Consider the following 13,977-nt stretch of genomic DNA (forward strand, 5'->3'; position numbering starts at 1 on the left):
CCAAAACAACATGCACGTAACCACCGGCAACACGCCCGAACCGGCCCGCGCTGCGGCCCGCAGCACCTACCGCCATGGCGACCTGCGCCGCGCACTGCTGGACGCAGGCATCGAGCTGGCCCGCCAGGGCGGCCCCGATGCCGTGGTGCTGCGCGAGGCCACGCGCCGCGCGGGCGTGGCGCCCAACGCGGCCTACCGCCACTTTGCCAACCGCGACGACCTGCTGGGCGCCGTGCGCGCCGCCGCCGTGGCCGCCGCCGCACGCTTCATGGAGGCCGAACTGGCCCAGGTGCCCGCCACCGGCACCGCCACCCAGCAGGCCCATGCCAAGGTGCGCGCCGTGGGCGCGGGCTATCTGCGTTTTGCCCAGGCCGAGACAGGCCTGTTCCGCACCGCGTTTGGCGGCCGCTTCACCGTGCAGCAACAGCCCGACCCGGCCCTGGGCGGCGCCACAGGCCTCAACCCCTTTGAGCACCTGAGCGCAGCGCTGGACGACCTGGTGGCCGCAGGCGCACTGCCCGCCGCGCGGCGCCAGGGCGCGGAATACCTGGCCTGGTCCACCGTGCACGGCATGGCTCTGCTGGCCATCGACGGCCCGCTGCGCGGCACGCCGCAGACCATGCTGGACGGGCTGGGGCAGCGGCTGCTGGACATGGTGGAGCGGGGGATCTAAGCCCGGAGCTTCAGAGATCCCTCAAGGGTTTTAGGCCCTCTGCGCGCGTCCATCATCCCTTTTTAGCTATCCAATTCATAGCATTTCAACACCATACAACTGCGCCGTGGCCCGCAGCCGCTGCACCAGCGCACGGCGCAGCGCGGCGGGGCGCAGCACCTCGACCTGGGGCGACAGGCGCATCAGCTGCCCGCAGGCATGTTCCACCGACTCGATGGGCATTGACACCGCCACGCGCCCATCGTTTCGGCGCGATGGCGGGGCGGCGGCCACCGCACGCGCCACGGCGCTGCTGAGCGCGCGCAGGCCCTGGAGCCCGGCGGGCGTGGCCAGCACCTGCGCGTGGCCGGTGTAGATCTCCGATTCAAAACGCTGGATCGACGCGGCCCAGTAGCCCGGCAGATCAAACCGCGCGGGGCGGCGCACCGGCGTGGCAAGTGCGGTGGCGGCGCGGATGCTGGACACGCGGTAGGTGCGTGGGCCACCCTTTGCCGCGCCCGGTGCGGCCGCCGCCCCTGCGGACGCCACGGGCAACGCCACCAGGTACCAGACCCCGGCCTTGAGCACCAGGCCCAGCGGGCTCACCGTGCGCTCCACGGTGTCGGCCCAGCTCTCATAGCGCATGCGGATCTGGTGGCCGTTCCACACGGCGGCGGCCACGGTCGTCAGGTGCGGCGTGGGCTCGCTCTCGCGGTACCAGTCCACCGGGTCCAGGTGCAGGCGGGTGCTCACGCGCTGGGCGTCGTCGCGCCACCCGGCGGGCAGCGCGGCCAGCAGCTTCAGCCGCGCACCCTCCACATCACCACCCAGGCCCAGGTCCTGCGCGGGGCCGGGCAGGCCGCTCAGGAACACGGCCTGCGCCTCGGACGGCGTGAGCCCGGTGAGCGTAGTCTTCCAGCCCGGCAACAGCGCAAAGCCGCCATGGCGCCCACGCTCGGCATAGATGGGCACACCGGCGGCGCTCAACTGGTCCACGTCGCGGTAGAGCGTGCGCACCGACACCTCCAGTGCATCGGCCAGCGCGGTGGCGCTCATGCGGCCCCGGGTTTCGAGCAGCATTTGAAGGGAGAGCAGGCGGCTGGCGCGCATGGGGCAAAAAAGGGCGTGGTGGGAGCAACAAGAGCGGCCCAAAAAACTCAGCGAGGCGGTTCTGGCCAGGCGCCGCGTCGCAGGCAGTGCGCGTAGTAAGAGCAATACGACATGACACGGCAACGACGCCAGAAGAGTTTTGTGAGCCGCTCTGACAAGCGATGCACAAAGATATCCCAAATACCTGCCACAAGGTGGCAGGTATGGCGGCGCAGACTGCGGGCTCGTTGTGTTTTTCGCCCGTTTTCTCACCAGGAGCCCCGCATGCCCGAAGCCCTCATGGCCCCGCCACCCCCACCCTGCGCAGCCCCGCCCGCCGCCGACGAATGCGCCGTGGTCGAGCTGCGCCAGTACACGCTGCACCCGCAGCAGCGCGACGCGCTCATCGACCTGTTCGACCGCGAGTTCGTGGAGACGCAGGAGGCCCACGGCATGCGCGTGCTGGGCCAGTTCCGCGACCTGGACCGGCCCGACATGTTTGTGTGGCTGCGCGGCTTTGCCGACATGGAATCCCGCCGCCGCGCGCTCGAAGGCTTCTATGGCGGACCCGTGTGGGCCGCGCACCGCAATGCGGCCAACGCCACCATGGTCGATTCGGACAACGTGCTGCTGCTGCGCCACGCCTGGCCCGGCGCCGCCATCGCCCTGCCCCAGCACGCGCGCCCCGCGCCCGGCAGAAGCGGCGCAGCCCCTGGCGTGCTCACCGCCACCGTCTTCCCACTGCGCGAGAACCCCACGCCCGCGCTGCTGGCGTTCTGCCGCCACCGCATGGCCCCGCTACTGCAGCGCAGCGGCGCGCGCCAGGTGGCGTGGTACTGCACCGAGGCCAGTGCCAACACCTTCCCCCGCCTGCCCGTGCGCGAGGGCGAACCCGTGCTGCTGGCGCTGGCCCTGTTTGGCAGCGCCGCAGCGGCCCAGGCCGCGACCCACAGCCACGCCTGGGAGCGCGGCGTGGCCCCGGACCTCGCGCCCTGGCTGGCGGGCCCACCCGACACCTTGTGCCTGCAGCCCACGGCGCGCAGCGCCCTGCACGCATGAAACCCCACCAGAACACCACCATGACCACGCCCCATCTCATCACCATCCCCTCGCCCGCCGTGGCCCCCAGCGCCGCGCGCGACTTCGACTTCCTCATGGGCCCCTGGCACATCCGCAACACGCGGCTGGTGCGGCGCCTGGCAGGCTGCAACGACTGGGAGGTGTTCGACGCCACCGGCACCGTGCACCCGCTGCCCGCCGGCATCGGCAACTACGACAGCTTCACGCCCCAGACCTGGAAGCCCGGCTTTGTGGGCATGGCGCTGCGCGTGTTCAGCCCCGCGTCGCAGCGCTGGAGCATCTACTGGCTCGACAACCTCACCGGTGGCCTGGACCCGGCCACCGGCCAGCTGCTGCCGCCCGTGGTGGGCGGCTTCCAGAACGGCGTGGGCCTTTTTGAAGGCGAGGATCTGTTCGAGGGCCGCCCGGTGCGCGTGCGCTTCGAGTGGTCGCAGATGCACACCGGCGCACCGCGCTGGCAGCAGGCGTTTTCGGCCGACGGCGGCGCGACCTGGGAGGTGAACTGGGTGATGGAGATGGCGCGGCCGGTGTGAGCGTGGGCGGGGGCATCTGGAGTGACGTTCCAGTCCCCCGCCGCACACTGGTCCAAAAAATGTAAGCCAAAATTGTCTCTACCGCCTGATGGTATTGCGCCATTAGCTATCAAACCAGGAGCATTGGCTCACGCTGTCTGGAGCGCAGCTTCCTGCACCGGGAAGTCCGTGGACGCTGCCACCGCACGCCACTGCGCCGTCTCTCTCGCCACAAAAGCATGTTTGTCGGCGATGGTCTGCAGCGTGTCGGTGCCCAACGGCAGGCGCAGCGGGGGCGTGGGGCTGGCCACCAGCTGCATCACTGCCTGGGCCAGGCGCACGGGGTCGCCGGGCTGGTTCAGGTTGATGCGGCGCGCGGCCTCGCGCACGGCGCCGGCGCTTTGGGCGTAGTCGTCCAGCACGCGGGGCGACACGGCCAGCGAGGCGCTGTCCAGGAATTCGGTGCGGAAGTACCCCGGCTCCACCACCGTGGCGTGGATACCCAGCGGTGCCAGCTCGGCGTGCAGCGCCTCGGTGATGCCCTCGACCGCGAACTTGGTGGAGCAGTACAGGCCGAACCCGGCGGCGGACTGCACCCCGCCCAGCGACGAGATGTTGACCACATGCCCGGCGCGCTGCGCGCGCATGGCGGGCAGCACGGCGCGGGTCACGTGCAGCAGGCCGAACACGTTGGTGTCATACAGGCGCAGCACCTCGTCGGCGGTGGCTTCCTCCACCGCGCCCAGCAGGCCGTAGCCCGCGTTGTTGACCAGCACGTCGATGCGGCCGAAATGCGCCAGTGCGCGCTGCACGGCGGCCTGTGCCTGGGCTTCGTCGGTCACGTTCAGCGCCAGGGGCAGCAGGGCGTCGTGTGCGCCCAGGCGCTGCTCGACGGATGCAGCGTTGCGCGAAGTGGCGATGACGGCGTCGCCCTGGGCGAGTGCGGCCTCGGCAATGCGCGCGCCGATACCACGCGAGGCGCCGGTGATCATCCAGACGCGCGGGCACGAAGACGATGAAGGGGTGGGTGGAGAGGCAATGGCCATGGCAGTTCCTTGGGTGGTGATGTTCGGTGGTGGGTAGGCGCCTTGGGGTGCCCACGGCGGTGAACTTTAGGGACTCCATTGCCATTCGAATAGCCCATAATTCGGCGATTCATTCGCAAGCACTGCTTGCCAATCTCCCCGCCACCATCGCACCGCATCACCATGGCCATCAACGAACTGCGCGCCATCGCCAACTTTGCCAAGGCCGCCGAGCTGGGCAGCCTGCGCCAGGCGGCGGCTGCGCAAGGCATCACGCCGCAGGCGTCCAGCCAGCTGCTGGTGCAGCTCGAATCGCACCTGGGCGTGCGGCTGTTCCACCGCACCACGCGCAGCCTGGGGCTGACCGAAGAAGGCCGGCAGTTTCTGGCCTCGGCGCAGCCAGGCCTGTCCACGCTGCAGCAGGCGGTCCAGGGCGCACGGCGCGGTCGCGAGGAGATGGCCGGGCCGCTGCGCATCGTGGCGCCGCGCTCCATCCTGCTGGAGGTGATCTGGCCGGTGCTCGACGCGTTCTGCCGCCGCCACCCGCTGGTGGAGCCCGATGTGCAGCTGGACGATCGCATCGGCAACTGGGTGGAAGACCGCGTGGACGTGGGATTCCGCTCGGGCTACCCGCCCGAGGGCGGCGTGGTGGCGCGGCGGCTGCTGACGCTGCAGCTCATCGTGTGCGCAGCGCCCGCCTACATCGCGCGCCACGGAGCGCCCGCCAGCATCGACGACCTGGCGCAGCACCGCTGCAGCGGCTTTCGCCACGCGTCCACCGGCAAGCCCATGCCGTGGGAGTTCCAGGTGGGCGACGACATCGTGGCGCGCACCATCCCCCCCGCGTTCTGCACCAACGACATCGAGGTCGAGGCGCGCGCGGTGCTGGGCGGCCACGCAGTGGGCCAGCTGGTGGGCGTCACGGCCGCGCCGCTGGTGCGCAGCGGCCAGCTGGTGCCGCTGCTGCCCCAGCATGTGGCAGAGCACTTGGCGCTCTACGTGTACTACGGCAGCCGCACCGCGCTGCCCGCGCGGGTGCGGGCGTTCATCGACCTGGCGGTGGAGATGGTGGCCCGCAACCCGGCCTATGTGCTCACACCGCAGGAGCTGGCGGCAGGCACCGCACCCACAGCACCCGCGAAGAAGCCCCGGCCCCGCAAGCCCGCGCAGTGAACACGCGCGGGCAGCCGGTCAGGCCGCGAAACCGCCGTCGATCAGCAAGCTCGCCCCCGTCACCATGCCCGATTCAGGCCCAGCCAGGTAGGCCACCATGCCCGCGATCTCGTCGGGGTGGGCGTGGCGGTCCAGCGCCATCAGTCCATGCATGTCGCCCGCCATGGGGCCGTCGGCGGGGTTCATGTCGGTGTTCACGGGGCCGGGCTGCACGTTGTTCACGGTGATTCCACGCGGCCCCAGGTCGCGCGCGAGGCCCTTGGTCAGGCCCACGATGGCGGCCTTGCTCATGCCATAGACGCTGAAGCCGGGCCATGGCACGCGGTCGGAGTTGGTGCTGCCGATGGTGATCACGCGGCCGTAGGCGCCGCCCTGGCCCATGTGGCGCACAGCGGCCTGTGTGGCCACGAACACGGCGCGCACGTTCACGTTGAGGGTGTGGTCGAAGTCGGCCAGCGCAAAGCTGTCCAGTACGCCCGCCACGGCCACCCCCGCGTTGTTGACGAGGATGTCCAGGCGCCCCAGCACGCGGGCGGCGTGGTCCACCGCCTGCGTGAGGGCGGCCGCATCGGCGCTGTCGGCCTGCAGGGCCAGGGCCTTGCCGCCCGCAGATTCGATGGCCGCCACCAGCGCCTGGGCCGGTGCGGCCGAGCTGCTGTAGGTGAAAGCCACGGCCGCGCCGTCGCGCGCCAGGCGCCGCACGATGGCCGCGCCAATGCCGCGTGCGCCACCGGTGACGAGTGCCACCTTGCCCGCCAGGGGCTGGTGGGTGGGGGAGGTTGCCAAAACAGAAGACATGGTGTTTCTCCAAAAAAAGGGGGATCAAAAAAAGGTTCCACAACGAACCAGGAACCCCTGCAGTGTCAGAAAACCATTGCCCGCGCGGTAGCCACCAATGGGATGGATAACTTTCAACCAAAGGTTGAAAATACCGGCCATGCAACCGCTCAGTCACCTCGAATCCTTTGTGCAGTCCGCCGAGTCCGGCAGCTTCTCGGCCGCTGCGCGGCACATGGGCCTCACGCCTGCGGCGGTGAGCAAGAACGTGGCGCGGCTCGAAGCCAGCCTGGGCGTGCGCCTGTTCCAGCGCAGCACGCGGCGCCTGACACTGACTGACGGCGGGCAGCGGCTGCTGGCGCAGATCGGGCCGCCGCTGACGGCACTGGCCGATGCGGTGGACCATGCGGCCGAGGCCGAGCAGCAACCCGCAGGCACGCTCAAGGTGAGCATGGGCCAGGCCTTTGGCCGCGCCTACCTGGTGCCGCTGCTCACCGAGTTTTTGCAGCGCTACCCCGCCATCCAGCCCGACTGGCGTTTCGAGAACCGGCAGGTGGACCTGATCGGCGAGGGCTTTGACGCGGGCATTGGCGGCGGCCTGAACCTAAACCCCGACATGGTGGCGCGCACGCTCGGGCCCATCCACCTGGTGGTGGTGGCGGCCCCTGCGCTGCTGCAGGGCCGCAAGGCGCCGCGCCACCCGGCCGACCTGGCGGCCTGGGACGGCATTGCCCGCCGCGCCATCCGCACCGGGCGCGTGCCGGTGATCACCCTGCGCAACAAGGCAGGCGCGGCCGCGCCGGTGGAGTTCCGCCCCCGCATCGTGTTCGACGACCCCGAGGCCATGTGCCAGGCCGCGCTGATGGGCCTGGGCGCGGCCGTGCTGCCCATGCCGTTTGCGCAGCCCTGGCTGGCACGCGGCGACCTGGTGCGCCTGCTGCCCGGCTGGTGGGCCGACGCGGGGCCCACCATGCTGTACTACCCCAGCAAAAAGCTGCTGCCCGCGCGCACGCGGGTGTTTGTGGACTTTGTGGTGGAGCAGTTCAGCCAACGCGGGTTTGCGCAGCGGGTGCGGGCGGATTGAGGCGACAGGCCCTGCAGCTGCATCCATTCACCACTTCCTCTTTGGCTGGCGTAAAGGTGGCGGCTTCTACACTGGCAAGCACATCCCGCGTCCCACCCAAGGAGTCCGCATGCCCATCCGCCAGCCCGCCTGTTGTGTCTCGTTGTCGCTGTGCCTGCTGGTCGGCGGGGCCGGCCTGACGGCGGGCGCTGTGCATGCGCAAACCGCCGCTGCATCCACCTGGCGCGAAACGGCCACCGCAGAAGAACAGGCGCTGGACGCCGCCGCCTTCCAGCCCGTGGAGGCCGCGCTGGCCACGCAGTACCCCGATGTGCAAAGTGCGGTGGTCGTGCTGCGCGGCCGGGTGGTGTACCGCTTCTACCGCGACGGCGAGCCGGAGAGGCTACGCGATACCCAGTCCGCCTCCAAAAGCGCGCTCTCGGCACTGCTGGGCACGGCCCTGGCCCAGGGGCGCATCGGCAGCGTGGACCAGCGCGTGGTGGACCTGGTGCCCGAATGGGCGCCACTCAACCCCGACCCGCGCGCCGCCACCATCACGCTGCGCCACCTGCTGACGCTGACGGCCGGTTTTGCGCTGGACGGCGGCCCGCGCACCCGCGCGGGCACCGCAGCGCCTTTGCCCGTTCGCGAGGCCTGGGCCAGGCCGCTGGCGGCCGACCCGGGGCAGGTGTTTGCGTACGACAACTCCGTGACGCCGCTGCTGGTGGCCGTGCTGGAAAAAGCCACCGGCATGCCCCTGGCCGACTATGCGCAGCAGCAGTTGGTGGCGCCCCTGGGCCTGGCTGCGCCGCGTTACCAGGGCAGCATCGCGCACCTGCGCACGCTGGACATGGCCAAGCTGGGCCAGCTCTATCTGCAGCGTGGCCAGTGGAACGGCCAGACCCTGGTGCCCGAGGCGTTTGCCGATGCCTCGATACAGGTGCAACACGCGGGCGGCCCGCCCGTGGGGCTGCCCTACGGCTACCTGTGGTGGGTGGTGCCCGGCAAGGCCGCGCGGCCCACCTTCATGGCCAGCGGGTTTGGCGGGCAGTTCATCTGGGTGTATCCGCCGCTCGACCTGGTGGTGGCCACCACTTCCACCGTGTCACCCGAAAGCGGCCAGCGCGGGCAGGCGCTGCAGCTCATCCGCAACCCCGTGTTTGCAGCGGCGCAGCGGCGGGTTGCGGGCGAGCCCCGGTAGAGCATCGGACGCCCCAAATTTGAAGTTTTTTCAGCCCTTACCGCGCGTCCGTCAAGCGCTGATAGCTATCATTTTTGGACCACCACCACGCAGCCTGCGGTACGGCCAGGGCTGAGAGCCTGTTTTAAGGCTTGCGCACAAACGCCACCTCCAGCCCCTTGGCCGTCACGGTGATGGGCCCCGGCTGCAGGCCCAGGCCGTCGAACACGGCGGTGTCCTGCGGGCGCAGCTGGTGCAGCGTGACTTCACGCAGCGACTGCTCGGCCAGCACCGGGCCGTAGGCGTTGAGCAGATCGGTGACGGCGGGCTTGAGGGTGGGGAAGTCCAGCCGCCCCAGCTTGATCTGGTGCGCCCGCAGCGTGCGGTCACTGGCCTCGTAGCGCAGCGCAAACTCCACATCGAAGGTGCCGCCGTGGCTGCGCCGCAGCGCCGGGCCTGCCGCGTCCACGGCCATGGTGGCGCCCAGGCGGTTGACCTCGGGCAGCAGGCGCAATTGCGGTGCCTGCAGGTTCAAATCGAACAGGCCCTGCACCGGCACACTGCGCGGGAACTTGGTGGCCACCATCTCCTGCAGCTGGGCCAGCGGCACGGTGTAGCTGGGGAAGGCCCATGCGCCGCGCACTGCCAGCAGCCATGCCGCGCTGCCCAGCGCGAGGCGGCTGGCGGTGGTGGTCAGAAATTGGCGGCGGTGCAGCATGGGCAAAAACTCCTTGAACGGAGGTGGGATACCGGCGCGGGCAAAAGGTGCCACCCGGTTGGCCCGAACGTGTGCTGGCAGGCGCCGCTGCGGTGGCTAAAGGACGCGGGGCGGCGTTTTTGGGAGGCCATGGGGGTGCCCATGCCTGTGCGCCATGGTGGCGCGGCTCGGAGCCTACAGAAACCCAATCAAAATAGCTTCCACCGCCTGTCAGTCATGCGCTGGCAGCTATCCTTTTTGAATCGTCAACGGCCCACCACCGACCAGCCCGCCTGCTGATTGGTCTTGTCGTTTTCGTACTCCCAGGCCGTGCCGCAGCGGTCGCACACGTAGCGGGTGAAGGTCACCGGTCCGTGGTCGCGGTCTTCCTTGCGGTTGCCGCGCTGCACCAGTTCGGCGTGGCCGGGGGCCTTGCGCCAGTTGCGCTGGATGCCCTGACAGGGCTCGCACAGGGCCATGGGTTGCAGTTCGCGTTGGCGGGCCGGGTCTTTGGTCATGGTGGGGTGGCCTTCTTGTGTTGGCAAACGGTGGGGGATGAGGGTGCGCCGCATGTGCGGTGGGGCGGCTACTGTAAGGCACCGGCGCCCCGCCCCGGCAGCACGCAGGCCCGGACGCATGCAAAAAAGGCCGTTACCGCCCAATAGATAAGCGTTTTAAGCTATTAAAACAAGAGCGTCAACAGCTACAGCGCCTTGCCCATGCGGGCGTTGTGCAGCACCACGCCCGCGCGCTCCACCGCCTGGCGCGCTTCCACGGCAAAGCCCTGGGCCGCAAAAAAGGGCTCGGCCACCAGGCTGACATCCGCCCACAAACGCACCAGCCCCTGCTGCGCAGCCTGTGCATGGATATGCGCCATCAACGCCTGCCCCACGCCCTGGCGTGCGAACGCCGGGGCCACAAAAAACATGTCGATGTAGCCACTGGGCTGCAGGTCCGCAAAACCTGCGATGGCGCCGTCTTTAGCCTCGGCCACAAAGGGCTGGTTGGCCTGCATGCGCGCGGCCCATTGTGTGGCGTCGTGTTCGGCGGGGCCCCAGGCGGCCCGTTGCTCGGCGCTGTAGTGGCTGCTGGTGAGATGGTGCACTGCTGCGTGGAAAACACTGCGCAGCGCTGGGGCGTCGCCGGGGCGGAAGCTGCGGATGAAAAAGGTGGGCATCAGCTGGCGGCAAGAAGGTGGGTGTCTGCGCCGAGTGTGCCCTTTGTGCGCGTGGCGTTCGCGTGTTGTATGCCCCGCGCGGGCCATGCGCCGGTGCAGCCATGGCACCGGCGGTGCCATGGCTCGGGCGGTATGACTTACTTGTCCAGCTCTGCGGCCAGCATGTCCCAGCTGGGGTACGAGCTTTCGTCCAGCGTGATCACGCCCTTGCCAGCGGCAAATTTGAAGGCGGTGGTGCCGGTGCGCGCAAATTCCAGGGTCTTGAGCTTGCACACGGCGGTCTTGGAAGGCGCGTCGCTGCAGTAGCGCGGGGCGTTGTCTACGATGGCGCCTGCCGCGTAGCGCACCTGGCGCAGGTGGTCCACGGTCTGGAAGCTGTCCTGCTTCACATCCATCTTCACATCGCAGCCGCACGACTGTTTGAGGGTGCTGGCCGCCGTCTTGAGGGCCGGGGTCACCTCGGCGGCAAAGAAGTCACGTTCGGCCTTGCCCGCGTGGGCCAGCGATGCCGCAGCCAGGCTCAGGGTGGCGACGAGCAACAGGGAAGTCGTTTTTTTCATGGTTCTCCAACGGGTTGTGCATGCGCTGCAGGCCCCGCCCATCCCGGGCAGACGGGCAACGGTGGAAGTGGTCACGCAGGCGCTGAAATTGTGGAGCGCGCCCCACCCGGCACTTGTAACGGGGTGGTAACGGCGCATGCATTTTGAGCAACAAGTCATGCAAGGCCATGGCCCGCGCGGCGCGTTCTGTGCGCGACGAACCTGGCGGGTTGCTGCACCTGTCCTGGCGGACCGGGCGGGCCAGGCTGTTGGCCTCAGCCCCGCGCCAGCGCCGCCCGCAACTGCGCGTGGGCCGACCCGTTCACATCGGGCGGCAGCTGGTGCTTGGACTGCAGGTAGTGGTGGGTGAACACGTCCAGGTAGGCGTCGAGCACCTGCGCGGCCTGCTCCTCGCCCGCCAGCTCCAGGCACAGCGCGGCGACTTCGGCGGTGCAGAAGTGGTCTTCGCGGCGCGAGCGGCGCAGGCGGTAGCGCGAGATCTGTTCGGGCTGCAAGCTCAGCACGGGGAAGCGGTCGAGGTACGGGCTTTTGCGGAACATCTTGCGCGCCTCGGGCCAGGTGGCGTCGAGCAGGATGAACAGCGGGCGTTTGCCATCCGGCGCGCCCTCAGGCGCTACCTGCGTCACCACCCGTTCAGGCGCCACAAACTCGCCGGGGAAGACCACATAGGGCTGCCACTGCGGGTCGGCCAGCAGCGCCAGCAGGCCGGGCTGCACCTCGGTGCGCGCCCAGCCAAAGGCATAGGTGTCGGCCACCACGTCGGCGATCAGCCAGCCGGTGTTGCTGGGCTTGAGGGGTTCGGTGTCGGCCATGAGCAGGCACATGCCCGCACGCGTTGGCACCTCGGGGCGCAGCGCACACAGGCAGTGGCTGGGCACCAGGCGGCAGCCTGCGCAGCGCTCGCCCTTGGGGCCGCCCCGCGCCAGAAAGGGCTTGGCGCTACGGGCCAGGCGCTCGGCGCGCAGGCGCGATACCGCATGGGGAACGCGCGCGCTCGCCTGCGGCGCAGGTGCTGGCACAGGGGTTGTGGTCACTGCCCGCCCGCCTGCTCCAGCGCAAACAACGGCAGCTCGGCCTGGCGGCTCAGCCACACGCCGCCGCCCAGCTCGATCGCGCCCTGCTGCAGACCACGCCGGTACAGCTCGGCCCGGTGGCGGAACACGCGGTTGTCGGTCAGGTCTTCGTCGATGATGTCCCGCTCATAGTCCTCGCGCGAGACGGCTTCCACATACAGCGCGCCTTTGGAAAGGCGGCCCAGGTTGTGCAGCGCGGTCTTCAAGTCCGGCGGGCTCAGGTAGGGCAGCACGCCCTGGCAGATCACAAAGTCAAACGGCGCATCGGCCACATAGTCCACCACCGAGCCCTGCTGCCAGCCAAAGCGCTCGCACAGGTAGGGGCTGAACTCCACGCCCTGGTAGCTCGCTGCGGGAAAGTGCTGCGCCACGATGTCCTTCCACAGCCCGATGCCACAGCCCACGTCGAGCACGCGGTGCACCGGCACACGCAGGTACTTGAGGTAGCTGCACACAAAGGTGCCCAGGCGCTCCATGTGCTGCGGGTCCACCACGCTGGTCTTTTTGTCGAAGTAAAAGCGCTGGTAGTAGGCCTCGTCGAAGGTGGTGGCGCTGGCGGATTTCAATGGGCGGTCCTTGTGGGCGGGGTACGGGAAGAGAGAGGGCGAGAGTATCCCGCACCTGCGTGAGGGTGAGCGTGCCCGTGGGCAGGCGTGTAGTCTGTCGCCATGGATTCGATGATTGCTGCCGCCGCCCGAGCGCTGGCTGCGGGCGATGCCCTTGCCGCGCTGCAGCGCGTGGCCTTGCGTGACGACCCGCCCGCGCTGGCCCTGCGCGGCATCGCCATGGCCCAGCTGGGCGAACACCCGCGCGCCCGCGAGCTGCTGCGCCGGGCTGCGCGTGCGTTTGGCACCCACGAGCCCGTGGCCCGCGCCCGCTGCGTGGTGGCCGAGGCCGAGGTGGCGCTGGCCCAGCGCGACCTGGGCGGCGACGGCGCTGCGCCCCTGCTGGCAGCCGCCCACACGCTACAGGCCCATGGCGACACCACCAACGCACTGCAGGCGCGGCTGGTGGCGGCGCGCAGGCTGGTGCTGCTGGGGCGGCTGGCCGAGGCATCCGACCTGCTGGCCACCCAACCAGCCAACGGTGCGCCCACGCCCACACACCTGCCCGCCCCGCTGGCCGCCGTGGCCGCACTCACCCACGCAGAGCTGGCGCTGCGCGCGCTGCACATCGACGCCGCCCACACTGCCTTGCAACATGCCGAGCGGGCCGCGCAGCACGCCGGTGTGCCCGCACTGCAGGCCGAGGTGGCCCACGCGCGTGCGCTGCTGGCCCAGCCCGCCGCGCGCCTGCTGGGGCCGGGCGGCGAGCAGGTGCTGCGGCTACAGGACGTGGCCGCACTGCGCGCATCCCGCCACACGCTGGTGGTCGATGCGTGCCGCCACGCTGTGCATGCCAGCGGCGTGGTGCTGCCCCTGGCACGCCGCCCCGTGCTGTTTACGCTGGTGCGCGCGCTGGCGCAGGCCTGGCCCGGCGATGTGGACCGCGAGGCGCTGATTGCGAGCGTGTTCCGCACGCGCCACCCCGACGAGACGCACCGCGCCCGGCTGCGCGTGGAGATGGGCCGCTTGCGCAAGCTCATCGCGCCGCTGGCGGGCGTGGAGGCCACGGCGCGCGGCTTTGTGCTGCGCCCCCTGGGCGGTCGCACCGTGGCTGTGCTGGCGCCGCCGGTGGATGGCGCGCAGGGCGCGCTGCTGGCGCTGCTGGCCGATGGCGCGGCCTGGTCCACATCGGCCCTGGCACTGGCCCTGGGCGACAGCCAGCGCACCGTGCAGCGCGCACTGGCCGAGCTGGAGGCCAGCGGCCAGGTGCGCGCCATCGGCCAGGCCCGCGCCCGCCGCTGGGTGGCTGCGCCGCTGGTGGGATTCACGACGATCTTGTTACTCCCCACCACGCCGCCAAATCCCTAAAGTGGC

At 70.0% G+C, this 13,977-nt stretch carries 16 protein-coding genes; 7 read left to right on the top strand and 9 right to left on the bottom strand.

Going from position 1 to position 13,977, the window contains the following annotated elements; all coding sequences use genetic code 11:
- Positions 1–10 precede the first annotated feature (10 nt).
- On the top strand, positions 11–673 hold the full coding sequence (locus ACSQ3O_RS25450; RefSeq protein ID WP_298455217.1) for a TetR/AcrR family transcriptional regulator: 663 nt from the start codon (positions 11–13) through the stop codon (positions 671–673).
- Positions 674–748: 75 nt separating this feature from the next.
- Here the strand turns inward: ACSQ3O_RS25450 and ACSQ3O_RS25455 are convergent, their stop codons facing one another.
- A complete protein-coding gene (locus tag ACSQ3O_RS25455; RefSeq protein WP_436140885.1) occupies positions 749–1,762 on the bottom strand; it encodes a helix-turn-helix transcriptional regulator in 1,014 nt (337 codons plus the stop codon).
- 264 nt (positions 1,763–2,026) lie between these two features.
- Between ACSQ3O_RS25455 and ACSQ3O_RS25460 the strand changes: the two genes are divergently transcribed.
- Both ACSQ3O_RS25460 and ACSQ3O_RS25465 read left to right on the top strand, forming a co-directional pair.
- The gene (locus ACSQ3O_RS25460) at positions 2,027–2,800 is read left to right on the top strand and encodes an NIPSNAP family protein (RefSeq protein WP_436140886.1); all 774 of its coding nucleotides are present in this window, start codon (positions 2,027–2,029) and stop codon (positions 2,798–2,800) included.
- 20 nt (positions 2,801–2,820) lie between these two features.
- A complete protein-coding gene (locus ACSQ3O_RS25465; protein WP_436140887.1) occupies positions 2,821–3,354 on the top strand; it encodes a hypothetical protein in 534 nt (177 codons plus the stop codon).
- A gap of 128 nt (positions 3,355–3,482) precedes the next feature.
- On the opposite strand, the gene ACSQ3O_RS25470 is transcribed toward ACSQ3O_RS25465, so the two are convergent.
- Positions 3,483–4,379 carry an oxidoreductase gene (locus ACSQ3O_RS25470; protein ID WP_436140888.1) on the bottom strand — a complete coding sequence of 299 codons (897 nt, stop codon included), beginning with the start codon at positions 4,377–4,379 and terminating at the stop codon, positions 3,483–3,485.
- Positions 4,380–4,541: 162 nt separating this feature from the next.
- On the opposite strand from ACSQ3O_RS25470, the gene ACSQ3O_RS25475 reads away from it, so the two are divergent.
- Complete coding sequence (locus ACSQ3O_RS25475) at positions 4,542–5,531, top strand: LysR family transcriptional regulator (protein ID WP_436140889.1); 990 nt, start codon at positions 4,542–4,544, stop codon at positions 5,529–5,531.
- 18 nt (positions 5,532–5,549) lie between these two features.
- Here ACSQ3O_RS25475 and ACSQ3O_RS25480 read toward each other — a convergent pair whose 3' ends face one another.
- Positions 5,550–6,329 (bottom strand): SDR family oxidoreductase, encoded by a 780-nt coding sequence (locus ACSQ3O_RS25480; RefSeq protein ID WP_436140890.1) that lies wholly within the window; start codon positions 6,327–6,329, stop codon positions 5,550–5,552.
- Between the two features lie 139 nt (positions 6,330–6,468).
- Between ACSQ3O_RS25480 and ACSQ3O_RS25485 the strand changes: the two genes are divergently transcribed.
- Positions 6,469–7,392, top strand: a complete 924-nt coding sequence (locus ACSQ3O_RS25485) for a LysR family transcriptional regulator (protein ID WP_137749447.1) — start codon at positions 6,469–6,471, stop codon at positions 7,390–7,392.
- A 109-nt stretch (positions 7,393–7,501) separates the two neighbouring features.
- Positions 7,502–8,572, top strand: a complete 1,071-nt coding sequence (locus tag ACSQ3O_RS25490; RefSeq protein WP_436140891.1) for a serine hydrolase domain-containing protein — start codon at positions 7,502–7,504, stop codon at positions 8,570–8,572.
- 124 nt (positions 8,573–8,696) lie between these two features.
- Here the strand turns inward: ACSQ3O_RS25490 and ACSQ3O_RS25495 are convergent, their stop codons facing one another.
- The 6 genes from ACSQ3O_RS25495 to ACSQ3O_RS25520 form a co-directional block, all read right to left on the bottom strand.
- The gene (locus ACSQ3O_RS25495) at positions 8,697–9,269 is read right to left on the bottom strand and encodes a DUF1439 domain-containing protein (RefSeq protein ID WP_436140892.1); all 573 of its coding nucleotides are present in this window, start codon (positions 9,267–9,269) and stop codon (positions 8,697–8,699) included.
- 245 nt (positions 9,270–9,514) lie between these two features.
- Positions 9,515–9,766 (bottom strand): hypothetical protein, encoded by a 252-nt coding sequence (locus ACSQ3O_RS25500; protein WP_063459727.1) that lies wholly within the window; start codon positions 9,764–9,766, stop codon positions 9,515–9,517.
- A 185-nt stretch (positions 9,767–9,951) separates the two neighbouring features.
- Complete coding sequence (locus tag ACSQ3O_RS25505) at positions 9,952–10,425, bottom strand: GNAT family N-acetyltransferase (protein ID WP_436140893.1); 474 nt, start codon at positions 10,423–10,425, stop codon at positions 9,952–9,954.
- A 137-nt stretch (positions 10,426–10,562) separates the two neighbouring features.
- Positions 10,563–10,985 carry a hypothetical protein gene (locus tag ACSQ3O_RS25510; protein WP_436140894.1) on the bottom strand — a complete coding sequence of 141 codons (423 nt, stop codon included), beginning with the start codon at positions 10,983–10,985 and terminating at the stop codon, positions 10,563–10,565.
- Positions 10,986–11,239: 254 nt separating this feature from the next.
- Complete coding sequence (locus tag ACSQ3O_RS25515) at positions 11,240–12,019, bottom strand: tRNA-uridine aminocarboxypropyltransferase (protein WP_436140895.1); 780 nt, start codon at positions 12,017–12,019, stop codon at positions 11,240–11,242.
- Positions 12,016–12,624, bottom strand: coding sequence for a class I SAM-dependent methyltransferase (locus ACSQ3O_RS25520; protein WP_137749294.1), 609 nt, complete (start codon positions 12,622–12,624; stop codon positions 12,016–12,018). The genes ACSQ3O_RS25515 and ACSQ3O_RS25520 overlap by 4 nt, the downstream gene beginning before the upstream one ends.
- A 102-nt stretch (positions 12,625–12,726) precedes the next feature.
- Here ACSQ3O_RS25520 and ACSQ3O_RS25525 point away from each other — a divergent pair, with 102 nt between their 5' ends.
- Positions 12,727–13,971 (top strand): helix-turn-helix domain-containing protein, encoded by a 1,245-nt coding sequence (locus ACSQ3O_RS25525; RefSeq protein ID WP_436140896.1) that lies wholly within the window; start codon positions 12,727–12,729, stop codon positions 13,969–13,971.
- Positions 13,972–13,977: the final 6 nt, after the last annotated feature.

The organism is Acidovorax sp. LjRoot74, from assembly GCF_964254355.1.
Taxonomy (GTDB): Bacteria; Pseudomonadota; Gammaproteobacteria; order Burkholderiales; family Burkholderiaceae_C; genus Acidovorax.